Consider the following 25,751-nt stretch of genomic DNA (forward strand, 5'->3'; position numbering starts at 1 on the left):
CGCGCCATCAGGGCGGCGTGCGGGGCGATGCTTGTCGGTCTGTTTGGGCTTGTCATGGCGCAATGCTGGTTTTTGCACTTCTGGTTCCATGGCCTTGAGTCCGTCACCTTTCCGCGCATTTCATCTGACCGCGGCGTTCGCTGCGATATCCGGGATTCTATCATGATCGGTCTGGTTCGCGCCGTCACACTCTGCGTCACGCTGGCGTTCGGCCTTGCCGCCGCGCAGGCCGCGGACAAGGCGTTCAAACGCGACGATCTCGCCGATTCCGCCATCAAGCTCGAGGCCCAGATCAAGAGCGAGGCCGGGCCGGTCGCCAAGAGCGGCGCGACGCTGCGCACGGACGCCGACGCCGCCTTCCGGCGCAACGATGTCCGCACCGGCCTCTCGGTGCTCGGCCAGATCGTGGCCACCGCGCCGGACGATGCCGGCAACTGGCTGCGGCTTGCCAAGGTCATCTTCCAGATCTCGCCGAAGAGCTCGAGCGAGCAGACCTTCCTGCTCGAGCGCGCCTCGACCGCCGCCTATATCGCCTATCAGCGCGCCGGAAACCCGGGCGAGGAGGCCGACGCGCTCGCCGTGCTCGGCAAGTCGCTGGCCGAACGAAAACTGTGGCGGCCGGCGCTGGATGCATTGCGGCTGTCGCTCGACATGCGTGAGGTCGCCGACGTCCGCGGCCAGTATGAGAAGATGCGCGACGAGCACGGCTTCCGGCTGCTCGACTATACCGTGGACTCGGATTCGGCCAGCCCGCGCGCCTGCTTCCAGTTCTCGGAAGAGCTTGCCAAACGGACCGACTTCGCGCCGTTCCTGGCGCTGGCGGGGCAGGACAAGCCGGCGCTGTCGGCAGAAGGCAAGCAGCTCTGCGTCGACGGGCTGAAGCACGGCGAGCGCTACAACATCAATCTGCGCGCCGGCCTGCCGTCCACGGTGAAGGAGGGCCTGCCGAAATCGGCCGAGTTCAACGTCTATGTCCGCGACCGCAAACCCTTCGTGCGCTTCACCAGCCGCGCCTATGTGCTGCCGCGGACCGGCCAGCGCGGCATTCCCGTGGTCAGCGTCAACACGCCCGCAGTCAACATCAACGTCTTCCGGATCGGCGACCGCAATCTGATCAACACGGTGGTCGACAGCGACTTCCAGAGGACGCTATCGACATACCAGCTCTCCGAGCTCGGCGACCAGCGCGGCGTCAAGGTCTGGTCCGGCGAGCTCGCGACCGCGATGACGCTGAACCAGGATGTCACCACCGCATTCCCGGTGGACCAGGCGCTCGGCGAGCTCCAGCCCGGCGTCTACGTAATGACGGCCGCGGCCAAGGGCCCCGGCTCGGACGACGAGTACCAGCTCGCGACGCAATGGTTCATCGTCTCCGACCTCGGCGTCTCCGCTTATTCGGGCAATGACGGCATCCATGTCTTCGTCAACTCGCTGGCCTCGACCGATCCGGTGGGCAAGGCCGAGGTGCGGCTGGTCGCCCGCAACAACGAGATTTTGGCCACCCGCAGGACCGACGACAGCGGTCACGTGCTGTTCGAGGCCGGCCTCGCGCGCGGCGAGGGTGGGCTGTCGCCGGCAATGCTCACCGTCACCGGCGAGAAGGCCGACTATGCCTTCCTCAGCCTCAAATCCTCCGCCTTCGATCTGTCCGACCGTGGCGTTTCGGGTCGTGCGGTGCCGGCCGGCGCCGACGCGTTCGTTTATGCCGAGCGCGGCGTCTACCGCTCCAGCGAGACCGTCTATCTGACCGCACTGTTGCGCGACGGCCAGGGCAATGCCGTCACCGGCGGGCCGATGACGCTGGTGATCGAGCGTCCTGACGGCGTCGAATTCCGCCGCGCCGTGCTGGCCGACCAGGGCGCCGGCGGCCGAACGCTGGCCGTACCCCTCAACTCGGCCGTCCCCACCGGTACGTGGCGGGTTCGCGCCTTCACCGATCCGAAGGGATCGTCCGTCGGCGAGACCACCTTCATGGTCGAGGATTACGTCCCCGACCGGATCGAATTCGACTTGTCTGCCAATGACAAGCTGATCAAAGCTAATGCTCCAGTGGAGCTCAAGGCGAACGGCCATTTTCTCTATGGCGCGCCGGCCTCCGGCCTCCAGCTCGAAGGCGACATGCTGGTGGCGCCTGCGAGCGAACGCCCCGGCTTCGCCGGCTATCAGTTCGGCGTCGATGACGAGGAGACCACCTCGAACGAGCGCACGCCGCTGGAGAACCTGCCCGAGGCCGATGCCAATGGCGTCGCGACCTTCCCGGTGACGCTGGACAAGCAGCCGGCCTCGACGCGTCCGCAGGAGGCGCAGATCTTCGTCCGCATGGTCGAGACCGGTGGCCGCGCCGTCGAACGCAAGATCGTGCTGCCGGTCGCGCCCGCGGCGGCGCAAATCGGCATCAAGCCCCTGTTCGGTGACAAGAACGTCGCCGAGGGCGACAAGGCCGAGTTCGAAATCGTGTTCGTCTCCTCCGAGGGCAAGACGTTGCCCCGCGACGGCCTGCGCTACGAACTCCTGAAGATGGAGTCGCGCTACCAGTGGTACCGCCAGAACAATTATTGGGAGTACGAGCCGGTCAAATCGACCTCGCGCGTCGCCGACGGTGACGTCACGATCGCGGCCGACAAGCCGTCGCGGATCTCGCTCAGCCCCCAGCCCGGCCGTTACAGGCTCGACGTCAAGTCCAACGACGCCGACGGCCCGGCGACCTCGGTGCAGTTCGACGTCGGCTGGTATTCCGACGGCAGCGCGGACACGCCGGACCTGTTGGAGACCTCGATCGACAAGCCGCAATACGCCTCCGGTGACACCATGACGGTGTCGGTCAACGTCCGTAGCGCGGGCAAGCTGACCATCAACGTGCTCGGTGACCGCCTGCTCACGACCCAGACGATCGACGTCAAGGAAGGCACCGCGCAGGTGAAGCTCCCGGTCGGCAAGGACTGGGGCACCGGCGCCTATGTGGTGGCGACGCTGCGCCGTCCGCTCGATGCAGCTGCCCAGCGCATGCCGGGACGGGCGATCGGGCTGAAATGGTTCGGCATCGACAAGCAGGCCCGCACGCTGCAAGTGAAGCTGACGCCGCCGGCGCTGATCCGGCCGAATTCGTCGCTGAAGATTCCGGTCAAGCTCGACGGGCTCAATCCGGGCGAGGACGCCAAGGTCGTCATCGCTGCGGTGGATGTCGGCATTCTCAACCTCACCAATTACAAGCCGCCGGCACCGGACGATTATTATCTCGGTCAGCGGCGCCTGAGCGCAGAGATCCGCGACCTTTACGGCCAGCTGATCGACGGCATGTCGGGCACGCGTGGCCAGATCAAGTCCGGCGGCGACGCCGGTGCAGGTGAGCTCCAGGGCTCGCCGCCCACGCAAAAGCCGCTGGCCCTGTATTCGAGCATCGTCACGGTCGCCGCTGACGGCACGGCCGAAGTGAGCTTCGACATCCCGGAGTTCGCCGGCACCGCGCGCGTGATGGCCGTGGCGTGGACCGCCACGAAGCTCGGCCGCGCCAACACCGACGTCGTGATCCGCGATCCCGTGGTGCTGACCACGACCCTGCCGAGGTTCCTGCTCAATGGCGACCACGGCACGGTCAATCTCGAGATCGACAATGTCGAGGGCGAGGCTGGCGACTACGTCATCAACGTGAAGACGGACGGCCCGGTGAAGATGACCGGCAATCCCGCGACCACCGTGAAGCTCGCCGCCAAGCAGCGCAACGCGTTCTCGCTCGCGCTCGATGCGACTGCGGCGGGGCAGGCGACGCTCGACGTCGACATCAAGGGGCCGAATGGCCTCGCGCTGGCGCGCCACTATGCCTTCGGCGTCAAGCCGGCGACGCAGGTGCTGGCACGGCGCTCGATCCGTACGCTAGCGAAAGGCGAGAGCCTGACGCTGACCTCGGACATGTTCTCCGATCTCGTGCCGGGCACCGGCACCGTCTCGGTCTCGGCCAGCCTGTCCACTGCGCTCGATGCTGCGACGATCCTCAAAGCGCTCGATCGCTATCCCTATGGCTGCTCGGAGCAGATCACGAGCCGGGCCATGCCGCTGCTCTATGTCAACGATCTCGCCGCCGGCGCGCATCTCGCGATGGACACCGAGGTCGACCAGCGCATCCGCGACGCGATCGAGCGGTTGCTGGCCCGCCAGGGCTCGAACGGCTCGTTCGGCCTGTGGTCGGCGGGCGGCGACGATGCCTGGCTCGATGCTTACGTGACGGACTTCCTCACCCGCGCCCGCGAAAAGGGCTTTGTGGTGCCGGACGTGCTGTTCAAGAACGCGCTCGATCGCATCCGCAACTCCGTGGTCAATGCCAACGAGCCCGAGAAGGACGGCGGCCGCGATCTCGCCTATGGCCTCTACGTGCTCGCACGCAATGGCGCGGCGCCGATCGGTGACCTCCGCTATCTCGCCGACACCAAGCTGAACAACCTCGCGACACCGATTGCGAAGTCGCAGCTTGCGGCAGCGCTGGCGCTGGTCGGCGACCGCAACCGCGCCGAGCGGGTGTATGGTGCCGCGCTCGACAGCCTCGCGCCGAAGCCGGTGTTGGAGTTCGGCCGCACCGATTACGGCTCGCAGCTCCGCGATGCCGCAGCGCTTGTCTCGCTCGCCAGCGAAGGCAACGCGCCGAAGGCGACGTTGACGCAGGCCGTGTCGCGGGTCGAGACCGCGCGCGGACTGACGCCCTACACCTCCACGCAGGAGAATGCGTGGCTGGTGCTGGCGGCGCGGGCGCTCGCCAAGGAGAACCTCTCCATGGAAGTGGACGGCCAGCCGATCAAGACCGCGCTCTATCGCAGCTACAAGGCTGCGGCGCTGGACGGCAAGCCGCTGAAGATCACGAACACCGGCGATGCGCCGGTACAGGCGGTGGTCTCGGTGTCGGGCTCGCCGGTGACGCCGGAGCCGGCGGCGTCCAACGGCTTCAAGATCGAGCGCGGTTACTACACGCTCGACGGCAAGCCCGCCGACATCAGCAAGATCAAGCAAAACCAGCGCTTTGCGGTGGTGCTGAAGATCACCGAGGCCAAGCCGGAGTACGCCCACATCATGGTGTCGGACTATCTGCCGGCCGGCCTCGAGATCGACAATCCGAAGCTGGTGTCCTCCGGAGACAGCGGCACGCTGGACTGGATCGAGGATGGCGAGGAGCCGGAGGATACCGAGTTCCGTGACGACCGGTTCACCGCGGCGGTCGACCGCGCTTCGGATTCCAAATCGGTCTTCACCGTCGCCTATGTCGTGCGCGCGGTCTCGCCCGGCAAATATGTGCTGCCGCAAGCCTATGTCGAGGATATGTATAATCCCTCGCGCTATGGGCGGACCGGCACGGGAAGCGTCGAGGTGCGGACGGCGAAGTGAGGTGGTGGGTTCGAACGTAAGCGGGATTGTATGAGCGACGTGGCGTCACATTCTCAGTCGTCAGGCCCGGGCTTGTCCCGGGCATCCATGGACTTGGGCGCCGCTGGCAAAAACGCGGTTGGCCGGGACAAGCCCGGCCATGACGGAGTGCGGGGCAGGGGCCTTCGTGCCCTCTCAGCCGTCGCACTCGCCTTCATCCTCGCCGTCATCGGTTTCGTCGGCTGGGTCTACTCGCTCGGTCCTCTCCCGCTCGACGAGGCTCGGCAAGTCTCCACGACCATCGTCGACCGCAATGGCAAGCTGCTGCGCGCCTATGCCATGGCGGACGGACGCTGGCGGCTGCCGATCGAGACAAAGGCAAATGTCGATCCGACCTATCTGAAACTGCTGTTCGCCTACGAGGACCAGCGCTTCTACGCCCACAATGGCCTCGACCCGCTGGCGCTGGGGCGCGCCGCGTTGCAGCTCGGAACGCGCGGCCACATCGTCTCGGGCGGCTCGACCATCACCATGCAGCTCGCGCGCCTGATGGAGCCGCGGCGGCAGCGCTCGCTTCATGCGAAGCTGCGGCAGATCGTGCGCGCGATCGAGCTGGAGCGGACGCTGAGCAAGGAGGAGATCCTCGATCTCTATCTCTCGCTCGCCCCTTACGGCGGCAATCTCGAAGGCATCCGTGCGGCCTCCATCGCCTATCTCGGCAAGGAGCCGAAGCGGCTGTCGCTGGCGGAGGCCGCGCTGCTGGTCGCGTTGCCGCAATCGCCCGAAACCCGCCGGCTCGACCGCTATCCGGACGCGGCGCGCAAGGCGCGCGACCGCGTGCTCGACCGCATGGTCGAGGAGCACGTGGTCAGCGCTGAGGACGCAACCCAGGCCAAGGCCGTGCCGGTACCGAAGCTGCGCAAGCCGATGCCGATCCTGGCCCCGCATGCCTCCGATACCGCGCTTTCGACGGTCAAGAACACGCCGGTCATCAAGCTGACGCTCGATGCGAGCTTGCAGAAGGTGCTGGAGCCGCTGGCGCGCGACCGCGCCATCGCGCTCGGGCCGAACATCTCGGTCGGGATTATCGTCGTCGACAACGAAAGCGGCGACGTGCTCGCGCGCGTCGGCTCGGCGGATTATTTCGACGAGAGCCGGGCAGGGCAGGTCGATATGACCCACGCGATCCGGTCGCCGGGCTCGACACTCAAGCCGTTCATCTACGGGCTCGCCTTCGAGGACGGCTTTGTCCATCCCGACAGCCTGATCGACGACCGGCCGGTCCGCTTCGGCTCCTATGCGCCGGAGAATTTCGACATGACCTTCCAGGGCACGGTACCGGTGAGGAAGGCGCTGCAATTGTCGCTGAACGTGCCGGCCATCGCGCTGCTCGACCGCGTCGGCTCCAGCCGGTTGGCGTCGCGGCTGCGTCAGGCAGGCGGCAACCTGGTTCTGCCCAGGGGCGAGGCGCCAGGGCTCGCCATGGGGCTCGGCGGGGTCGGCGTGACACTCCAGGATCTCGCCCAGCTCTATGCGGGCTTCGCCCGCCTCGGCACCACCAAGCCACTGCGCGAGGTCGTGACTGATCGGGACGATCGCGAGCCGCTTCGGCTGCTCGATCAGGTCGCGGCCTGGCAGGTCGGCAACGTGCTGCTGGGAACGCCGCCGCCGGAAAACGCTGCCCACAACCGGATCGCGTTCAAGACCGGGACGTCCTACGGCTATCGCGACGCTTGGTCGGTCGGCTTCGATGGCCGCATGACCATCGGCGTCTGGGTCGGCCGGCCCGACGGCGCCCCGGTTCCCGGGCTGATCGGGCGCGTCGCTGCCGCGCCGATATTGTTCGACGCCTTTGCCAGGACCGGCAAGACGCTCGCCCCGTTGCCGAAGGCGCCCAGGGGAACCCTGGTGGCAGGCAACACCAAGCTGCCGGTGCCCCTGAAGCGGTTCCGCCCGGTCGGGGAACTGGTGCGGACCGGCAGCGATCAGGCGCTGCACATTCAGTTTCCGCTGAACGGCTCGCGGATCGATGTCGATCGATCAGGCAGCCGGGAGAACGCAGCCGTGCCGGTCAAGGTCGCCGGCGGCGTACTGCCCATGACCGTCATGGTTAACGGCACCGCGCTAGGCGAGATCGACGGCCGCCGTCAGCGGCTGATCGATCCGCCCGGACCGGGCTTCGCCCGGGTCACCGTGATCGACGCCACTGGCGCGGCGGACACAGTCGTCATTCGAATTCAATGACCCTGCCTCAAGCGGTTGTGGCGATGGCGGTTTCAGCGTAAGCGGAACCAATGGCCGAGACCTACCCAAGCCCCCGTTTTGGAGCACCCCGCGAGTCGAAATCACCCGCAAATCCGGGCAGTGGACTCGTGCGCATGCTCGACATCGTCACGGCCAGCCATGCGCGCGCGGTCGGCTTCCTGGTGCTGTGCGCGCTGCTGCTGTTTCTGCCGGGATTCTTCACCATCCCGCCGATCGATCGCGACGAAGCGCGGTTCGCCCAGGCCACCAAGCAGATGGTCGAGAGCGGCGACTACGTCGATATCCGCTTCCAGGAGGACGTCCGCTACAAGAAGCCGGTCGGCATCTACTGGTTGCAATCGGCGACCGTCGAAGCCGCGTCGATGCTCAAGCTGCCGAAGGCCGAATTGCGCATCTGGGTCTACCGGCTGCCGTCGCTGATGGGCGCGATCGGGGCCGTCCTCATGACCTATTGGGCCGCGCTCGGCTTCGTCACGCGGCGCGCCGCGGTGCTGGCGGCGCTGATGATGTGCGCCTCCGTGCTGCTCGGCGTCGAGGCGCGGCTGGCAAAGACCGATGCCATGCTGCTGTTCTGCGTCGTCGCCGCGATGGGCGCGATGGCGCGGGCCTATCTGTCCTGGCAGCGCGCCGAGGACGAGACGCGTCCGCCCTGGAGCTGGCCCGCGATCTTCTGGACCGCGCTCGCTGTCGGCATCCTGATCAAGGGCCCGCTGATCCTGATGTTCGCAGGCCTCACCATCGTCGTGCTTGCGATCCAGGATCGCGATGCCTCCTGGCTGTGGAAGCTGCGGCCGCTCTGGGGGCTGATGTGGATGCTGGTGTTGGTGCTGCCCTGGTTCGTCGCGATCTTCTGGCGAGCGGGCGATACCTTCTTCGCCGATTCCGTCGGCGGCGACATGCTGAGCAAGTTGGGGGCCCAGGAATCCCATGGCGCGCCGCCCGGACTGTATCTCGCGTTGTTCTGGATCACGTTCTGGCCCGGCGCGCCGCTTGCGGCGATGGCGGCGCCCGCGGTGTGGCGGGCGCGGCGTGAGCCCGGCGCGCAGTTCCTGCTCGCCTGGCTGATTCCGTCCTGGATCGTGTTCGAGGCGGTGCTGACCAAGCTGCCGCATTACGTGCTGCCGCTCTATCCGGCGATCGCGATCCTCACCGCAGGCGCGGTGGAGCGGCGTGTGCTGTCGCGTTCCTGGTTGATGCGCGGTTCGGCCTGGTGGTTCGCGATCCCCGCAGCCGCCTCGATCACCGCAGTCGTCGGCGCGGTGATGCTGACGCGGCAGCCGGCCTTCGTGGCCTGGCCGTTCATCGCGGCCTCGCTGATCTTCGGCCTGTTCGCCTGGTGGCTCTACGACAACAATCGCGCCGAGCGCTCGCTGCTCAACGCGCTGGTCGCAGCCCTGATGCTGGCGGTGACGATCTACGGCATCGTGCTGCCGTCGCTGATGCCGCTGTTTCCGAGCATCGAGATCGCGCGCGCCCTTCGCAACGTTACCTGCGTCGGACCGAAGGCGGCTGCGGCCGGCTATCACGAGCCGAGCCTCGTCTTCCTGGTCGGCACCAAGACCTTGCTCACCGACGGCTCCGGTGCTGCGGATTTCCTGCGGCAGGGGAGCTGCCGCTTCGCGCTGATCGAGCAGCGCTCGGAGCGCAGCTTCGTGCAGCGCGCCGAGGCGATCGGGCTGCGCTACAAGGTGGGTACGCGCATCGACGGCTACAACTTCTCGCAAGGGCGCGCGATCTCGATCTCGATCTTCCGCTCGGAAGGCACCGAATAGGATGCGGGCGCCGACCGACATTGCGCCGCGTGCCGGCTATCCCGCGCAATTGCTCGCCGTGTCCCGGGGCGCGCTGGCGCAACTCGTGCGGTCGCCCTCGCATTCGCGCCGGGCCGAGGCGGCCCGAAAGCTGGCGCGGCACTCGCTCTGGCTCAGCATAGCGGGCGCAGCGCTGGTCATCGTGCTGATGGTCGGGTTCGATCAGGCCGAGATCGAGTTGATGCCGCCGCGCGGCACACCAAGCCTGTGGCCGATCCGCATCCTCACCGACTTCGGCAAGGACGAGTATCTGCTGATCGTGCTAGGGGCTGCGCTGGTGGCCGTGGCGTTCGTTGCGGCAGGGTTGCACGGGACTCGCCGCGCACTGCTGCTCGGCTTCGGCACGCGGCTTCAATACATATTTCTGTCCGTTGCCGTGTCGGCGTTCGTTGCCGAGATCCTGAAATATCTCATCGGCCGCGGACGTCCGTTCGTCGGCGGCAAGGCCAATCCGTTCAACTTCATACCGTTCGAGGGGACCGGGGCCCATGCCAGCCTGCCGTCGGGACATGCAGTGGCAGCGTTCGCCCTGGCGTTTGCCGTGTCGGCATTGTGGCCGCGCCTGCACGTGTTTATGTTCACTTACGCAATCGTGATCCTGCTGACACGCCTGGTGCTGCTCGCGCATCACCCGAGCGACGTGGTGGCCGGCGCCCTGGTCGGAATGGTCGGCGCCATGGCGGTCCGCTACTGGTTCGCGGCCCGTCGGCTCGGCTTTGCGGTCCGCGCCGACGGCACCATCGTGCCTCTTCCGGGAGCGGCCTGGGGCCGCCTCAAAAGGGTTGCCCACGGGGCATCCGCCCCATAAAAGCGGCTGCCTGCCGGGGCCGCCGGTTCCCAAGGCGCAGGCCAAATCCAACCACGAGCCTCCTTTGTCGACGTCCCAACCTTCGGTTTCCATCGTCGTTCCCGTGCGCAACGAAGTCGATAATATTGCGCCGCTGATCGCGGAGATTGGTGCAGCACTCGATGGACGCTGGGCCTATGAGATCATCTACGTCAATGACGGCTCCACCGATGCGACCGGCGAGCGGCTTGCCGCCATCATGAAGCAGCGGAGCAATCTGCGTCAGCTCAGCCATGCGCGGTCGGGCGGCCAATCGGCGGCCGTGCGCAGTGGTGTGCGTGCGGCGCGCGCGGACATCGTGGCGACGCTCGACGGCGACGGCCAGAACAATCCCGCCTTCCTGCCGGACCTGATCGCGGCGGTCGAGAAAAGCCCGCGCGTCGGGCTCGCCGCCGGCCAGCGGGTCGGACGCAAGGACACCGGCTTCAAGAAGTTCCAGTCGCGCGTGGCAAACGGCGTTCGCAACGCCATCCTGAAGGACGGCACGCGCGACACCGGCTGTGGACTGAAGGCGTTTCGGCGTGACGTCTTCCTGATGCTGCCTTATTTCGACGGGCTGCATCGCTTCCTGCCGGCGCTGGTGCGCCGAGAGGGCTACGAGATCGCCTATGTCGACGTGATCGACCGACCGCGCCACTCCGGAGTTTCGAATTACGGCTTCTTCGACCGGCTATGGATCGGGATCATGGATCTCGCCGGCGTGTGGTGGCTGATCCGCCGCAAGAAACCGACACCAGACGTGACTGAGGTGAAGGCATGATCATTCAATACGGCCAGGCGGTCAGCAACTATTTCTACGACGTCTTCGTCGCCAAGTTCGACTTCTGGCTCGCATTCGGCCTGGTCGCGCAACTCTTCTTCACGGCCCGATTCCTGGTGCAGTGGATCGCGAGCGAGCGGGCCGGCAATAGCGTGGTGCCGATGGCATTCTGGTTCTGCTCGATGGGTGGCGGCGTGATGACCCTGATCTACGGCATCGTGAAGCGGGAGCCCATCATCATCCTGGGCCAGATGTTCGCGACCATCATCTATCTTCGCAACATCATGCTGATCTGGAAGAATCACGGCACCGCGTCGAAGACGCTGGATCGCTGATCCCAAACCGGACTCCGAATTCCCCCTGAAAATCGCGTGAATGTGACCCAATCGACTCTTGCTATTTCAAGATCGATCGGTCCATATATTTCCATGCGTCGCCCCGCCCCAGTACAGCTGCCCCGTGGCCGCCCCCGGAGTTTCGACACGGAAGCCGCCGTCGAACGCGCGATGAACGTATTCTGGTCGCGCGGCTATCACGCCACGGCGCTGCCGGACCTGCTTCGTGCGACGAAGCTCTCGCGTGGCAGCCTTTACGCTGCTTTTGGTGACAAGCACTCGCTGTTCTTGCGCGCGCTCGATCGCTACATTGCTATTGCCTTGACGCGGATGGATACCGAACTCGACCACCGCAGCGAGCCGGTCGACGGCCTGAGGGCCTATCTTGCCGGCTACGTTGAGCGCAACAGCGGTGCCAATGGTCGGCGTGGATGCCTGCTGGTCGCCACAGCCATGGAACTGGCCGGACGTGACGTCGAGGTCGATCGTCGCATCGGGAACTTCTTCAAAGCCATGGAGGCTCGGGTGGCTGAAGCATTTTCCCGTGCGAAGGCAGCGGGCCAACTCGCCGATGGCGTCGAGCCTTCGAGCGCCGCCCGAATTCTCGTCTGTTTTGTCGAAGGCCTGCGGGTGGTCGGTAAGACGGCGCCGACCCGGATCATTTCGCAAGCCACCGTCGACGCTCTTCTCGACCGCTTCATCAGGTAGACAAACCATGGACCCTTCCGCCGTTCGCAGGCCCATATCTGGACCGAATGGTCTTGAAAAGAGCGATGCCATGTCCGCCATCCAGGTTGTCTGCGCGGTGGTCGTTCCCTTGCTCTGGGGTTATCAATTCGTGGTCATCAAAGTGGGCGTGGGGGAGTTTCCGCCTCTCTTCTTCCTCGCACTTCGCTTCCTGGCCATCGCGCTGCTGCTCGTTCCGTTCGTCGAAAGGCCGAAGCGTCGGCAACTCGGGCCTGTCGCAGCCATTTCGCTTTTCCTTGGTGGATTGAACTTCGGCCTGTTCTACGTTGGTCTCGGCCTCGGCTCGGGAAGCATGTCTGCCGTCGCCTATCAACTTGCCCCGCCCTTCACCGTTCTGTTGGCATGGCCGCTGCTCGCGGAGAGGCCGTCTCTAACCACGTCCGCCGGCGTGGGACTAGCGTTCGTCGGCGTGGTCGTGCTGGCGGCGGGGCCTGGCCTGTCGGCAAACGCGTTTCCGCTGCTGCTTGTGGTCGGGGCAGCTTTCGCATTTGCTGTGTCCAACGTCTTGACGAAACGCTACGGCCCTTTTGATGCCCTGATGTTGATGGGCTGGTCGTCGCTGTTCACGGTGCCGCAGGTCATGCTGATGTCGTTGCTGCTCGAATCCGGACAAATGGCGAGCCTTGTCACGGCGGACGAGCGTGGCTGGCTGGCGCTCGCCTATACGATCTTCATCGGCGGAATTGTCGGGTTTGGCCTTTGGTTCTGGCTGATCGCCCGTTGCTCGATGGTGCGCGTCGCGCCTTTCGGCCTGCTGCTTCCGGTGTTCGCATTGACTTGCAGCGTTGTCTTCCTCGGCGAACGCATAAGCCCAAAGTTGATCCTCGGCGGGCTGCTCGCGATCTCAGGCGTCGCCATAACGCAGATGCGCCCACGCGTCCAACCAGCCTGATCGTTGAGCCTCGAGTCGTGCAGACGTCAGTCGGCGCAGGGCCGCCTATCGCGGCAGCGCCGACGCCGCGCCTGACGCGGGCAGGGCGGCCGTATCCGCCTCGGTTCTACGGTAGGGCTCGCCGGCTGCGTCGAGCACGGGATAGGCGACCGAGCAGATATGCGAGTGGATGCGGCGCAGGTCGCGCAGCACGTCCAGATGCAGCGACGTCGTTTCGATGGTTTCGGGGCGGCCCTCGCGGAGGCGGTCGAGATGCCGCTCGACCGCGGCAAGCTCGGTGTTGCGCAGCGCAGTTTTCTCCACCAGCAGCTTGCGCGCCTCGTTGGCGTCCCCCGACATGAAGACGCCGAACGCGATACGCAGCGAGTCCATCGTGCGCTTGTGGAAGGCCGCGAGCTCGTCGGCCCCTTCCGCCGAGAACTGAAAACGCCGCTTGATCTTCTTGGTGGCGAGCTCGCTCAGACTCTTGTCGATGATGTCGCCGATATGTTCGAGGTTGATGGCGAAGGAGATGATCTCCATCGCGCGGCGTCCTTCGCTCTCGTCGAGGCTCCCCCGCATGAGCTTGGTCACGTAGAGCTTGATGGCCTCGTCGAGACCGTCGACGAGATTGTCCATCTTGGAGACCTGGTCGACCAGCGCCCGGTCGCCGGTCATCATGGCGGCCATCACCTTGCGCAGCATCACCTCGACGAGATCGCCCATGCGCAGCGTCTCGCGGGCGGCGTCGGCGAGCGCGAGGGACGGTGTCTCCAGCGCGGTCTCGTCGAGATAGCGCGGCCGGGCCGGGTCGGCCTCCTGCACGCGATCCGGCAGAAGGCGGGTGAGCAGGCGCGACATGGTGTCGAGCAGGCCGATGAAGACGATGGCCGTGCCGACGTTGAAGGCGATGTGGAAAGCCGCCGTCATCTTGGCGAGGTCGGGCTGCCAGGCGTGCATGTGCTCGGCGATCACGCTCAAGAAGGGCAGGACGAGGGCGATCCCGACCACGCGGTTGACGAGATTGCCGACCGGCAGGCGATAGCTCGCGGGATCGTCACGCCTGGCACCCTCGAACACGGGATTGATGGCGCTGCCGAGATTGGCCCCCAGCACCAGCGCCAGCGCCGCATCGGGCGAGATGAACTGCGAATAGGCCAGCGACATGATCAACAGCACGCTGGCGACGCTCGAATGCACCGCCCAGGTGACGAGGGCGGCGACGACGATGCACAAAATGGGATCGCTCGTGATGGCCGACATCACGACGCGGACCCCGGGGGCGTTCTCCGCCGGCGCCAGCGTGTCGAGGAGGATGTGCAGCGAGAGCAGCATCAGGCCAAGGCCGATGCAGACGCGGCCGATGTCCTTGATCCGTGAGCGCGGGCCTGAGCGGAAGGCGACGAGCCCGAGCACGAACAGGACCGGCGCGACGGCTGCGATGTTGAACGACAGCACCTGCACGATCAGCGTCGTGCCGACATTGGCTCCCAACATGATGGCGAGCGCAGCGGCGAGGCTGACGAGGCCCTCGGCGGCGAACGAAGAGGTGATCAGCGCCGTCGCCGTGCTGCTCTGGAGCAGCGCGGTGAGTCCGAGACCGGCGGCGAAGGCGCTTGCGCGGTTGCTCAGCGCCTTGCCGAGCAGGCGCCGCAGGTCGGGACCGAAGGCACGTAAAATGCCGCTGTGGACCATGTGCAGGCCCCACAACAACAGTGCAACGCCGCCCATGAGATCGAGCAGAACCAACGTTCCCATGCTCCGTATCCGGATTGGAGTCGATTGGTGAGGCTAGCGCCAAACGGCAGCCGATCAAACCCTTTGTCGGCGCATCGGCGTTAACGTTTACGGCAGCGGCGCGTTCCAACGGCGCGCGATTGCGCGGCCGCCGGAGCGCGATTGCCGTGTCCCGAGGCACGCTGCCTTGCGAGCAGGCTCACATTGCCGCTTCCAGGGCAGCGAAGCCGCGATCGAGATCGGCCTTGAGGTCGTCGACGCTCTCCAGCCCGATGTGCAGACGCAGCGTCGGGCCGCCGGGCGCCCATTTGGTCGCGGTGCGATAGGCATCGCAATCGAAGGGGATCACGAGGCTCTCGAAGCCGCCCCAGGAGAAGCCCATGCCGAACAGCTTCAGCGTATCGAGCATGGTGTCGACCGCCTTCTGCGGTGCCGGCTTCAGCACGATGCTGAACAGGCCTGACGCACCGGTGAAGTCGCGCTTCCAGATCGCATGGCCGGGATCGGTTTCGAGCCCCGGATGCAGCACGCGCGCGACCTCGGGTCTGGCAGCGAGCCAGCGCGCCATGTCAAGCCCGGAGCGATGATGCTGCGCCAATCGCACCGACAGCGTACGCAGTCCGCGCAGCGCCAGGAAGACATCGTCGGGGCCGGCGCAGACGCCGAGCAGGCGGATGCCCTCGTTGATCTGTGGCCAAGCCTTGGCATTAGCAGAGATCGTGCCGAACATGATGTCGGAATGGCCGCCGATATATTTGGTGGCCGCCTGCATGCTGATGTCGACACCCTGCTCGAGTGAGCGGTGATAGAGCGGGGTCGCCCAGGTGTTGTCATCGATGACGAGCGCGCCGCGGGCATGGGCGACCTCGGCGATGGCGCGGATGTCTGGCATCTCGAACGACTGCGAGCCCGGCGCCTCGACCAGCACCGCACGCGTGTTGGGCCTGAACAGCTTGTCTATGCCCGCGCCGATCAGCGGATCGAAATAGGTGGTCTCGACGCCATAGCGGGCGAGCATGCCGTTGCAGAAATTGCGCGAAGGCCGGTAGACGTTGTCGACGACCAGAATATGGTCGCCGGTCTTCAGCACCGAGAGCAGGGCGGTGGAGATCGCCGAAAGTCCGGACGGCACGATGCCGACGCCGGCGCATTGCGGCCCCTCCAGCGCCATCAGCGTGTCCTGGAACGCTCTGGTCGTCGGGGTGCCGTGGCGGCCATAGGTGAACTCGCCGCGATGGGCGTGCAGGTCCTCGGCGGTCGGATAGAGCACGGTCGAGCCGTGGAACACCGGCGGATTGACGAACCCCTTCTGCGCCTTGGTGTCGCGGCCGGAGGTGACCAGCCGGGTCTCGGCGTGCTGCTCTTGGGGGGGCGAGGAATCCATGCGCCTGCTTTCAGAATCGCGTTTCCATCGGGCGCGCTGCGCCCGGGGGGTTAGCCGAAAGGCCGTCGTCGTTAATAACAGAACACAGAAGAGTCTCGTCAACCCCTTGACCCGGCAGGCCAGTCGTTCTGTGATGCGCAGGTGCTATTCAGTCGCCGCATGTTGAGGGGCCTGCCGCGACCTTCGATCCAATGTCCGACCGGACCTTGCGCCGCAGCTGCAATGGCGGGCGCCTGCGATGGGGATTAAGGTATGGCCTCCCGGGATCGGCGGGTGTTCGGCAGGGTTTTCCAGCATGACTCTTGCAGGGCTAGCCTTGCTACGATTAGCCCTGGCAGAGATGACCCCAAAGACAACATTCCTGACCTTGAGACGACCTTGAAAGGCCCAAAGCCCATGAAACGCGTAACCCTGGCTCTCACCCTTGCTCTCGCCGCCGGCCTCTCTGCCGAAGCCGCCGATGCGCAAACGCTCAAGACCGTCAAGGACCGGGGCATGCTGTCCTGCGGCGTCAGTCAGGGCTTGCCCGGCTTCTCCTCGCCCGATGACAAGGGCAACTGGACCGGCATCGACGTCGACGTCTGCCGCGCCATTGCCGGCGCGATCTTCAACGATCCGACCAAGGTCAAGTACGTGCCGCTGTCCGCCAAGGACCGCTTCACGGCGCTGCAATCCGGCGAGATCGACGTGCTCTCGCGCAACACCACCTGGACCATCTCGCGCGACACCTCGCTCGGCGCCAACTTCACCGGCGTGACCTATTATGACGGGCAGGGCTTCATGGTGAAGAAGTCGCTGAAGGTGAATTCGGCGCTCGAGCTCAATAGCGCGTCGGTCTGCGTGCAGACCGGCACCACCACCGAGCAGAATCTCGCCGACTACTTCAAGGCCAACAACATGAAGTACGAGGTGATCGCGTTCGCCACCAACGACGAAACCGTCAAGGCTTATGAAGCCGGCCGCTGCGACGTCTTCACCACCGACCAGTCGGGCCTGTACGCCAATCGTCTGAAGCTTGCCAAGCCCAACGACCACATGGTGCTGCCCGAGATCATCTCGAAGGAGCCGCTCGGTCCGATGGTGCGCCACGGCGACGACCAGTGGTTCGACATCGTCAAATGGACGCTGTTTGCGATGATCACCGCTGAAGAGCTCGGCGTGACCTCCAAGAACGTCGACGAGAAGGCGAAGCTGGAAAATCCCGAGCTGAAGCGCGTGCTCGGCAGCGACGGCAATTTCGGCGAACAGCTCGGCCTGACCAAGGATTGGGTGGTGCGGATCGTGAAGGCAGTCGGCAATTACGGCGAGGTGTTCGATCGCAACGTGGGCGCGGGCTCGCCGCTCGCCATCAATCGCGGTCTCAACAATCTCTGGAACAAGGGCGGTCTTCAGTACGCGCCGCCGATCCGCTGATCGCCCCGATCGGCCGGCAACGGCATGAGCACCGGGGCCCGAAAACCGCCGCCCCAGATCGCGCTGAAGATCCGGCGCATTCTGGGCGGCAAGGCAGGCTGGAACGGCGTTGCCGTCCAGTTTGCCTTCGCGGCCGTCCTGGGCTGGATCGGCTATGAGATCGTCTCCAATGCTCGCGCCAACCTCGAGAACCAGCACATCGCCGCCGGCTTCGGCTTCCTCAGGAACAATGCCGGTTTCGACGTCAACCAGACCCTGATCCCCTATACCGGCTCGGACACGTTCCTGCGCGTGTTCGTGGTCGGCTTGCTGAACACGCTCGTGGTCTCCGTGGTGGGCATCGTCTTCGCCACGGTGATCGGCTTCATCGTCGCGCTGTGCCGGCTGTCGCCCAATTGGCTGTTGTCGCGCGTCGGCGAGATCTATGTCGAGGTCATCCGCAACCTTCCGCTCCTGTTCCAGATCCTGTTCTGGTACCTTGCGGTGCTCGCGGCCCTGCCCAATCCGCGGCAGAGCATTTCGCTGCTCGGCATCACCTTCATCAGCAATCGCGGTCTGGTGATTCCGCGGCCGGTCGGCGAGAGCGGCCTCGAGCCTTTCCTGGCGATGCTGGCGCTCGGCATCGTGGGGTCACTGGCTCTGCGCTTCTATGCGCGGCGCGCGCTGTTTCGGCAGGGGCGGATGGTCCGGATCTGGCCTTATGTCCTGGGCCTGCTGTTCGGACTGCCGCTCGTCACCATGCTGGTATCGGGTCTGCCGCTGAGCTTCGAGATGCCACAGCTCAAGGGATTCAACTTTGCCGGTGGCTCGCGCATCATCCCGGAGTTCGTGGCGCTGACGGTCGCGCTGTCGACCTACACCGCCGCCTTCATCGCCGAGATCGTGCGCGCCGGCATCCTGTCCGTTCACAAGGGGCAGATGGAGGCGGGATCCTCGCTCGGTCTCAGCCGCGGCGCCACCCTCCGCCTGATCGTCGTGCCGCAGGCCATGCGCGTCATCGTGCCGCCGCTGACCAACCAGTACCTCAATCTCACCAAGAACTCGTCGCTGGCGGTCGCGATCGGCTATCCTGACCTGGTGTCCGTGTTCGCCGGCACGTCGCTGAGCCAGACCGGGCAGGCGATCGAGATCATCGCGATGACGATGGGCATCTATCTCCTGATCTCGCTCCTCACCAGCGCCGTCATGAGCGTCTACGGTTGGCGCGTCAGCCGGAGTCTCGGCGCATGACCGACATCACCTCAAGCAGCTTCGTCCGCCAGGACCTGCTCGCCGAGCGTCCCGCGCCGGTCAAGACCACGGGCTTCATCGGCCTGATGCGCACGCGCCTGTTCAACTCGCCGACCAATATCCTGCTCACGATCCTGGGCGCCCTGCTGCTCTGGTTCACCATCGTTCCTTCCGTCAAGTTCCTGATGGTCGATGCGGTCTGGAGCGGCCAGGACCGCACCGCCTGCCTGACCGAAAACGCCGGCTTTGCGGTCGGCGCCTGCTGGCCCTACATCCAGGCGAAACTCCCGCAACTGATCTACGGCTTCTACCCCGAGGCCGAGCGCTGGCGCGTGAATCTGACATTTTTGCTCGCGGTCGTCCTGCTGTTGCCGCTGCTCACGCCGCGGCTGCCGGCGAAGGGCCTGAACGCCAGCCTGTTCTTCGTCGCCTTTCCGGTGGTCGCATTCTTCCTGCTGCACGGCGGCGGCATCAAGGGCTTCGGCCTGAGCTGGATTGCCGGCCTGCTGCAATTGTTCGACGAGAGCATCATCGGTGCCGGGCAGGCGCTGCTCAATCTCAGCAAGACGTCCGCCGTCGCACCGTTGCTGTGGGTTGTCGGCAGCCTCATCGTGCTGGTCGGCACGGCGATCTCCTGGCTGATCTTTCCGCTCACCTGGCTGCGCGATTACGTCCAGACGATGGGCCAGCCGGTCTGGGCTGATTTCGCCATCACCGCCGCGATTGTCTGCCTGATCGCCTTTGTGCTTGGCGGCGGCGCTCGTACCGGCGGGCGGGCTCTGGCAGCCAGCATCGCCACATTCATTGCCGTCGCGATCGTCATCGAGCTGATGGGGCTCGACCGTGGGGGATTGCCGGTCGTAACGACGAATCTGTGGGGCGGCCTTTTGGTGACGCTGGTAGTCTCCGTCACCGGCATCGTCACCTCGCTGCCGATCGGGATCGCGCTGGCGCTGGGCCGCCGCTCCACCATTCCCTTGATCCGGATCTTCTCGATCGCCTTCATCGAGTTCTGGCGCGGCGTGCCGCTGATCACCGTGCTGTTCTTCGCCACCTACATGCTGCCCCTGTTCCTGCCCGGCAATTTCACCGTCGACGGCCTGGTCCGGGCGCTGATTGGCATCGCGCTGTTCACCGGCGCCTATCAGGCCGAGAACGTCCGCGGCGGGCTCGCCGCGATCCCGCGCGGGCAGGGCGAGGCCGCCGCGGCTCTCGGCCTGTCCTGGTGGAAAACGACCTCGCTAATCGTGCTGCCGCAGGCGCTCCGTCACGTCATTCCGAACCTCGTCAACAGCTTCATCTCGCTGTTCAAGGATACCTCGCTGGTCTCGATCGTGGCACTGTTCGACCTCCTGGGCTCGCTTCGCGCCTCGTTCTCGGATCCGAAATGGTCGACGCCGTCGACCGCGTTCACCGGCTTCGCCTTCGCCGGGATCATCTACTTCATCTTCTGCTTTGGCATGTCGCGCTACTCGCTGTTCGTCGAGCACCGCCTCAACGCCCACCGGCGCAACTGATCGAGGTCACCATGTCCGGCCCTATCGTCAAGATCTCCGGCCTGAACAAATGGTACGGCGAATTCCACGTGCTGCGTGACATCGATCTGGCGGTCAATAAGGGTGAGCGCATCGTGATCTGCGGGCCCTCGGGCTCGGGCAAGTCGACCTTGATCCGCTGCATCAATGCGCTGGAGGAGTTCCAGGAGGGCGAGATCGTCGTCGACGGCATCGAGCTCGGTCCCAACCTCAAGCACGTGGACGCCGTGCGCCGCGAAGTCGGCATGGTGTTCCAGAGCTTCAATCTGTTTCCGCATCTGACCGTGCTCGACAATTGCACGCTGGCGCCGATCTGGGTCCGCAACATCCCAAAGAAGGATGCCGAGGCGGCCGCGATGAAATTCCTCGAGCGGGTCAAGATCCCGCACCAAGCCAACAAGTTTCCGGGGCAGATGTCCGGCGGCCAGCAGCAGCGCGTCGCGATCGCCCGTGCGCTGACCATGAACCCGAAGGTGATGCTGTTCGACGAGCCGACCTCGGCGCTCGACCCCGAGATGGTCAAGGAGGTCCTCGACACCATGGTCGACCTCGCCGAGGAGGGCATGACCATGCTGGTCGTCACTCACGAGATGGGATTTGCCCGCGAGGTCGCCAACCGCGTGGTGTTCATGGACGCCGGCCAGATCATCGAGGCGAACACGCCGAGGGAGTTCTTCGCCGCCCCGCAGCATGCCCGCACGAAACTGTTCCTCAGCCAGATCCTGCGGTGAGCACACGCAATCCGGTGGCCTCGCCGGTCTGACTGCCCGCGCAAGCTTGGCACCATGCGAATCAGCTCGTCTCTTTCCGAACCATCCTCCGGAGAGAAACTTTGCAGAGCAGTCTCGGCGCGCGCGCATACCAGAACGCGCGATTGCAGAAGAAGTTGAGGAAGCAGGCGGACGCCGTCATGTCCTTCGCGATCGAGGCACTCGGGCAGGGCCGACTTGCCGAGGCCGAGGAACTCTGCCGCGAGATTTTGAAGGAGGTTCCGGATCATTTCCACGCCACGCACCTGCTCGGCTTGCGCGCGTTCGACGGCGGCCGGCTCGATGAGGCGGAATTCCTGCTCGAACGTGCGGTTGCGCTAGAGCCGCGTTCGCCCGATGCCCATGGCAATCTCGGGGCCGTGTATTTCGCGGTCGAGAAATTTCAGGACGCCCGCGCATGTCAGGAGAAAGCCATTGCGCTGAAGCCGAATTGTCCCATCACCCTGACCAATCTCGGCAATACGCTGCTGCACATCGGTCTTGGCGAAGACGCGATCGGGCTGCACGAACGCGCACTCAGGCTGAAGCCGGACTATGCCGACGCATTTTGCAACCGCGGCATGGCGGAGCTGATGACCGGCAAGTTCGAACGCGCCAAAGAGAGCTTCGATCGCGCCCTGTCGTTGCAGCCGCGTCATGCCGAGGCAATCGCCGGCAAGGGCATGGTGAGCCTCGAACTCAGGCACTTCGAGGAGGCGGCCGCCGCCTTCGACGCAGCGCTAGCGATCAAGCCGGGGTCATCGAGGATTCTGCTGCAGCGCGGACGGCTCAATTTAAGCCGGTCTCGGCTGGAGCAGGCGGCCGCGGACCTCGATGCCGCGCTGGCACAATCGCCACGTCTCGAGCTCGCGCTGTGCTGGAGGGCGCAAATCGACATCCTGGTGGGGAACACGGCGCGGGCGATGGTGGGCGTCAAGACGCTGCTGGAGGTCAATCCGCGATCCGAGATGGGATTGGCGCTCCTTGCGGCTTGCCATGTGAACCAGGGAGACATCGCGACTGCGCTCGAGCATCTCGATGCGGCGCTGGAGATCGCGCCGGACTTTCCGGAGGCGATCGGATACAAGATCTTCGTGCTGGATTATCTGCCGCAGGCCGACTTCGTAGCCCAGCAGGCGGCGCGACGATACTGGTGGGATGCGATCGGCGCCAAGCTTCCGCGAAGGACGCCGGCGCTGCGCAATCTCGATCCGGACCGGCGGATCGTGATCGGCTATGTCGCGTCCGAATTCAGGCGCCACTCTGCAGCGTACTCCCTGTTGCCGGTGCTGCGCCATCACGATCACGCCAGGTTCAAGATCGTCTGCTATTCCTGCTGGCCGTCGCAGGACGAGATGACCGAACGGTTCAAGCCTTTGGCGGACGTCTGGGTCGATGCCGCGCAGCTTTCGGACGACGAACTGGCCGATCGCATCCAGGCCGATGGCATCGATATTCTGATCGACGTGTCGGGGCATACGACCGGCAGCAGGCTCCACGTCTTTGCCCGCAAGCCTGCGCCCATCCAGGTCACGGGTTTCGGGCATGCCACCGGGACCGGGCTTCAGACCATGGACTACGTGCTCGCGGATCCGGTCTTCATCCCGCCATCCGCGCGCCATCTGCTGGCTGAGAAGGTTCACGATCTGCCGTGCCTGATCACGATCGATCCCATCCTGGATGCGCAGCCTTCGGAGCTCCCCATGCTCCGCAACGGCCACGTGACCTTCGGCGTATTCAACCGCATCTTCAAGATCTCGGACGAGGCCATCGGTGTGTGGTCGAAGGTGATGCGCACGGTGACCGGATCGAAGATCATCATCAAGAACGGACTGCTGGACGATCCCATGCTGCGCGACCGCCTGATTGCGCGGTTCGTCGAACAGGGTATCGCCGAAGACAACGTCGTCTGCATGGGCTCGACCCCGCGCGAGGAGCATCTGCGGGCTTTTGCTGATGTCGACATTTCGCTGGATACCTTCCCGCAAAACGGCGGCATCAGCACCTGGGAATCGCTCTATGCCGGCGTTCCCGTCGTCGCCAAGCTCGGGAGCGGCGCCTCGTCGCGCGCCGGCGGGTCGATCCTTTCTGCCGTGGGTCTTGGCGACTGGGTCGCCGAGGATGACGACGGCTATGCCGCACTCGCCTGCAAATATGCGGCGCAGCCCGCCCATCTGGCGAAGCTGCGCGCAGAATTGCCGGCCCGGATCGCAGCCTCGCCTGCCGGCAATGTCGAGACCTACACGCGCAAGGTCGAGGCGGGGTATCGCCAGTTCTGGCGGGACTATTGCGTCGCGGCCCCGGAAGGCGGGGACGTAGCGTAGGCCGGGGCGAGTCTTGCCCCGAGCACCGGGAAACCCCGGGGCTTCGCTGCTCCAGCCGACCGGGCGGCCTTCGCGGCGAATCAGCTAGACTCTCCATGCGGCCATCCTTCGGAGAGCAACCTTGCAGAGCAGCGGCGCCGGCGCCCGCGCATTCCAGAACGCGCGATTGCAGAAGAAACTGGTTAAGCAGGCGGATGCCGTCATCTCCGCCGCGGCGAGCGCCTATGGCCAGGGCCGATATGCGGAGACCGAGGCGCTTTGCCGCGGGATCCTGAAGGCGCTTCCGGATCATTTCGATGCCACGCATTTGCTCGGCCTGTGCGCCCATGACGGCCGTCGCCTGGCCGAGGCGCAGCAGCTGCTCGAGCGTGCGATTGCGCTCGATCCGCGTTCGCACGAAGCCCACAGCAACCTCGCGACCGTGTACTTCGACCTGAAGAGATTCGAGGATGCGCGCAGGTGCCAGGAGAGGGCGATCGCGCTGAAGCCGAACTTTCCGCTCGCGCTGACCAATCTCGGCAATACCCTGCTGCACATGAAGCTCGCCGAGCAGGCCATCGAACTGCACGATCGCGCCATCAAGCTGAAGCCGGACTATGCCGATGCGTTCTGCAATCGGGGCATGGCCGAACTGATGATGGGCCAGTTCGACCGCGCCAGGGAGAGTTTCGACCGCGCCCTGTTGTTTCAGCCGCGTCATGCCGAAGCGATCGCCGGCAAGGGGATGCTGAGCGTCGAGCTCCGGCACTTCGACGAGGCCGAAGCCGCGCTCGCGGCGGGACTGGCGATCAAGCCCAATTCGGCGAGGATGCTGGCCCAGCGCGGACGGCTCAACTTCGATCTGTCGCGGCTGCCGCAGGCCGCCGCGGACTTCGATGCCGCGCTGGCGCAATCGCCCACGCTCGAGCTGGCGCTGCGCGGGAAGGCGCAAGTCAACATTCTCCTGGGGAATACGGCGAAGGCGATTTCGGCCGTGAAGACCTTGCTCGAGGAAAATCCGCGCTCCGAGATCGGCATGGCACTGCTGGCGTCGTGTCATGCGAGCCAGGGAGACATCGCGACGGCGCTCGAGCATCTCGACAAGGCGCTGGAGCTCAGGCCGGACTATGCGGACGCCATCGAGCGCAAGATTTTCCTGCTGGACTACCTTTCGGAGGCCGGTTTCGCGGTCCAGCAGGCGGCGCGAAAATCCTGGTGGGATGCGGTCGGCGCCAATTTGCCGCGAAGGACGCTCGCGCCGCGGGAGCTCGATCCGGACAAGCGGATCGTGGTCGGATATGTCGCGTCTGAATTCAGGAACCACTCGGCCGCGCTCACCTTGTTGCCGGTGCTGCGCCATCATGATCACGCCAGATTCGAGATCATCTGCTATTCCTGCTTTCCGTTGCCGGATGAGATGACCGAACGCTTCAAGCCTTTGGCGGACGTCTGGGTCGACGCCGGACAGCTCTCGGACGACGAGCTGGCCGATCGTATTCAGGCCGACAAGGTCGATGTGCTGATCGACGTATCAGGCCACACGACCGGCAACAGGCTCCATGTGTTTGCCCGGAAGCCCGCGCCCATCCAGGTCACGGGTTTCGGACATGCGACGGGAACCGGCCTTCAGACCATGGACTACGTGCTCGCCGATCCGGTCTTCATTCCGCATTCGGCGCGCTATCTGCTGGCCGAGAAGGTTCACGATCTGCCATGCCTGATCACGATCGAGCCGGTGCTGGACGTGCCGCCGTCCGAGCTGCCCGTGCTCCGCAACGGCCATGTGACCTTCGGCGTGTTCAACCGCATCTACAAGATCTCGGACGAGGCCATCCTTGTGTGGTCGAAGGTGATGCGCGAGGTGTCCGGATCGAAGATCATCATCAAGCACGGACTGCTTGACGATCCCTTGCTGCGTGACAGCCTGATCGCGCGGTTCGTGGCGCATGGAATCGCCGCAGAGAATATCACCTGCATGGGCTCGACCTCGCGCCACGAGCATCTGCTGGCCTTCGCGCAGGTCGACATCTCGCTCGATACCTTCCCGCAAAACGGCGGCATCAGCACGTGGGAATCGCTCTATGCGGGCGTTCCGGTCGTCGCCAAGCTCGGCAACGGCGCCTCGTCGCGCGCCGGCGGCTCCATCGTGGCGGCCGTGGGTCTCGAGGACTGGGTCGCCGAGGACGACGAGGGTTACGCCGCGATCGCGTGCAGATATGCGGCGCAGCCCGCCCATCTGGCGAAGCTGCGGGCGGAACTGCCGGCTAGAATCGCGGCCTCGGCCGCCGGCAATGTCGAGATCTACACGCGCAAGGTCGAGGCTGGCTATCGGCAGTTCTGGCGCGACTATTGTGCCGCGGCCTCGGAACGCGGCGAAGTCGCATAAGCGTACCGAGCTGGGGATGCCTTGCGGCGCGC

Annotated in this window: 16 protein-coding genes; 14 read left to right on the forward strand and 2 right to left on the reverse strand. The window is 65.3% G+C overall.

Going from position 1 to position 25,751, the window contains the following annotated elements:
* Positions 1-162 precede the first annotated feature (162 nt).
* The 8 genes from EHH60_RS18510 (at position 163) to EHH60_RS18545 (ending at position 13,003) form a co-directional block, all read left to right on the forward strand.
* Complete coding sequence (locus tag EHH60_RS18510; RefSeq protein ID WP_124160889.1) at positions 163-5,367, forward strand: alpha-2-macroglobulin family protein; 5,205 nt, start codon at positions 163-165, stop codon at positions 5,365-5,367.
* An 87-nt stretch (positions 5,368-5,454) separates the two neighbouring features.
* Positions 5,455-7,590: a penicillin-binding protein 1C gene (gene pbpC / locus EHH60_RS18515; protein WP_124160890.1), complete on the forward strand. Its 2,136-nt coding sequence runs from the start codon at positions 5,455-5,457 to the stop codon at positions 7,588-7,590.
* 50 nt (positions 7,591-7,640) lie between these two features.
* Positions 7,641-9,383: an ArnT family glycosyltransferase gene (locus tag EHH60_RS18520; RefSeq protein WP_124160891.1), complete on the forward strand. Its 1,743-nt coding sequence runs from the start codon at positions 7,641-7,643 to the stop codon at positions 9,381-9,383.
* A gap of 1 nt (position 9,384) precedes the next feature.
* Complete coding sequence (locus EHH60_RS18525; RefSeq protein ID WP_124160892.1) at positions 9,385-10,230, forward strand: phosphatase PAP2 family protein; 846 nt, start codon at positions 9,385-9,387, stop codon at positions 10,228-10,230.
* 64 nt (positions 10,231-10,294) lie between these two features.
* Positions 10,295-11,029 carry a glycosyltransferase family 2 protein gene (locus EHH60_RS18530; RefSeq protein ID WP_124160893.1) on the forward strand — a complete coding sequence of 245 codons (735 nt, stop codon included), beginning with the start codon at positions 10,295-10,297 and terminating at the stop codon, positions 11,027-11,029.
* Positions 11,026-11,364, forward strand: coding sequence for a lipid-A-disaccharide synthase N-terminal domain-containing protein (locus EHH60_RS18535; protein WP_124160894.1), 339 nt, complete (start codon positions 11,026-11,028; stop codon positions 11,362-11,364). Before EHH60_RS18530 ends, EHH60_RS18535 begins: the two co-directional genes overlap by 4 nt.
* A 171-nt stretch (positions 11,365-11,535) precedes the next feature.
* The gene (locus tag EHH60_RS18540; RefSeq protein ID WP_245454520.1) at positions 11,536-12,072 is read left to right on the forward strand and encodes a TetR/AcrR family transcriptional regulator; all 537 of its coding nucleotides are present in this window, start codon (positions 11,536-11,538) and stop codon (positions 12,070-12,072) included.
* 70 nt (positions 12,073-12,142) lie between these two features.
* Positions 12,143-13,003: a DMT family transporter gene (locus EHH60_RS18545; protein WP_124160896.1), complete on the forward strand. Its 861-nt coding sequence runs from the start codon at positions 12,143-12,145 to the stop codon at positions 13,001-13,003.
* Positions 13,004-13,048: 45 nt separating this feature from the next.
* Here the strand turns inward: EHH60_RS18545 and EHH60_RS18550 are convergent, their stop codons facing one another.
* The gene (locus EHH60_RS18550) at positions 13,049-14,740 is read right to left on the reverse strand and encodes a Na/Pi cotransporter family protein (RefSeq protein ID WP_124160897.1); all 1,692 of its coding nucleotides are present in this window, start codon (positions 14,738-14,740) and stop codon (positions 13,049-13,051) included.
* A 178-nt stretch (positions 14,741-14,918) separates the two neighbouring features.
* On the reverse strand, positions 14,919-16,103 hold the full coding sequence (metC, locus tag EHH60_RS18555; RefSeq protein ID WP_124160898.1) for a cystathionine beta-lyase: 1,185 nt from the start codon (positions 16,101-16,103) through the stop codon (positions 14,919-14,921).
* Between the two features lie 396 nt (positions 16,104-16,499).
* On the opposite strand from metC, the gene EHH60_RS18560 reads away from it, so the two are divergent.
* From EHH60_RS18560 to EHH60_RS18585, 6 genes are all read left to right on the forward strand, one after another.
* Entirely contained in the window at positions 16,500-17,516 is a 1,017-nt protein-coding gene (locus EHH60_RS18560; RefSeq protein WP_124160899.1) for an amino acid ABC transporter substrate-binding protein, read from the forward strand.
* Positions 17,517-17,540: 24 nt separating this feature from the next.
* The gene (locus EHH60_RS18565) at positions 17,541-18,746 is read left to right on the forward strand and encodes an amino acid ABC transporter permease (protein WP_124160900.1); all 1,206 of its coding nucleotides are present in this window, start codon (positions 17,541-17,543) and stop codon (positions 18,744-18,746) included.
* Positions 18,743-20,263, forward strand: coding sequence for an amino acid ABC transporter permease (locus EHH60_RS18570; RefSeq protein WP_124160901.1), 1,521 nt, complete (start codon positions 18,743-18,745; stop codon positions 20,261-20,263). Before EHH60_RS18565 ends, EHH60_RS18570 begins: the two co-directional genes overlap by 4 nt.
* Before the next feature lie 11 nt (positions 20,264-20,274).
* Positions 20,275-21,012 carry an amino acid ABC transporter ATP-binding protein gene (locus EHH60_RS18575; RefSeq protein ID WP_124160902.1) on the forward strand — a complete coding sequence of 246 codons (738 nt, stop codon included), beginning with the start codon at positions 20,275-20,277 and terminating at the stop codon, positions 21,010-21,012.
* Between the two features lie 101 nt (positions 21,013-21,113).
* Complete coding sequence (locus EHH60_RS18580; protein ID WP_199751553.1) at positions 21,114-23,354, forward strand: O-linked N-acetylglucosamine transferase family protein; 2,241 nt, start codon at positions 21,114-21,116, stop codon at positions 23,352-23,354.
* A gap of 121 nt (positions 23,355-23,475) precedes the next feature.
* Entirely contained in the window at positions 23,476-25,719 is a 2,244-nt protein-coding gene (locus EHH60_RS18585) for an O-linked N-acetylglucosamine transferase, SPINDLY family protein (RefSeq protein WP_158626748.1), read from the forward strand.
* Positions 25,720-25,751: the final 32 nt, after the last annotated feature.

The sequence above is a fragment of the Bradyrhizobium sp. RP6 genome (assembly GCF_003837805.1).
Classification (GTDB): Bacteria; Pseudomonadota; Alphaproteobacteria; order Rhizobiales; family Xanthobacteraceae; genus Bradyrhizobium.

What these genes read in the sequence shown, in the direction of transcription:
- EHH60_RS18510 (WP_124160889.1), top strand. Translation starts at nt 163, where the DNA reads ATGATCGGTCTGGTTCGCGCCGTCACACTCTGCGTCACGCTGGCGTTC.
- pbpC (WP_124160890.1), top strand. Translation starts at nt 5,455, where the DNA reads ATGGACTTGGGCGCCGCTGGCAAAAACGCGGTTGGCCGGGACAAGCCC.
- EHH60_RS18520 (WP_124160891.1), top strand. Translation starts at nt 7,641, where the DNA reads ATGGCCGAGACCTACCCAAGCCCCCGTTTTGGAGCACCCCGCGAGTCG.
- EHH60_RS18525 (WP_124160892.1), top strand. Translation starts at nt 9,385, where the DNA reads ATGCGGGCGCCGACCGACATTGCGCCGCGTGCCGGCTATCCCGCGCAA.
- EHH60_RS18535 (WP_124160894.1), top strand. Translation starts at nt 11,026, where the DNA reads ATGATCATTCAATACGGCCAGGCGGTCAGCAACTATTTCTACGACGTC.
- EHH60_RS18540 (WP_245454520.1), top strand. Translation starts at nt 11,536, where the DNA reads ATGAACGTATTCTGGTCGCGCGGCTATCACGCCACGGCGCTGCCGGAC.
- EHH60_RS18545 (WP_124160896.1), top strand. Translation starts at nt 12,143, where the DNA reads ATGTCCGCCATCCAGGTTGTCTGCGCGGTGGTCGTTCCCTTGCTCTGG.
- EHH60_RS18550 (WP_124160897.1), bottom strand. Translation starts at nt 14,740, where the DNA reads ATGGGAACGTTGGTTCTGCTCGATCTCATGGGCGGCGTTGCACTGTTG.
- metC (WP_124160898.1), bottom strand. Translation starts at nt 16,103, where the DNA reads ATGGATTCCTCGCCCCCCCAAGAGCAGCACGCCGAGACCCGGCTGGTC.
- EHH60_RS18560 (WP_124160899.1), top strand. Translation starts at nt 16,500, where the DNA reads ATGAAACGCGTAACCCTGGCTCTCACCCTTGCTCTCGCCGCCGGCCTC.
- EHH60_RS18565 (WP_124160900.1), top strand. Translation starts at nt 17,541, where the DNA reads ATGAGCACCGGGGCCCGAAAACCGCCGCCCCAGATCGCGCTGAAGATC.
- EHH60_RS18570 (WP_124160901.1), top strand. Translation starts at nt 18,743, where the DNA reads ATGACCGACATCACCTCAAGCAGCTTCGTCCGCCAGGACCTGCTCGCC.
- EHH60_RS18575 (WP_124160902.1), top strand. Translation starts at nt 20,275, where the DNA reads ATGTCCGGCCCTATCGTCAAGATCTCCGGCCTGAACAAATGGTACGGC.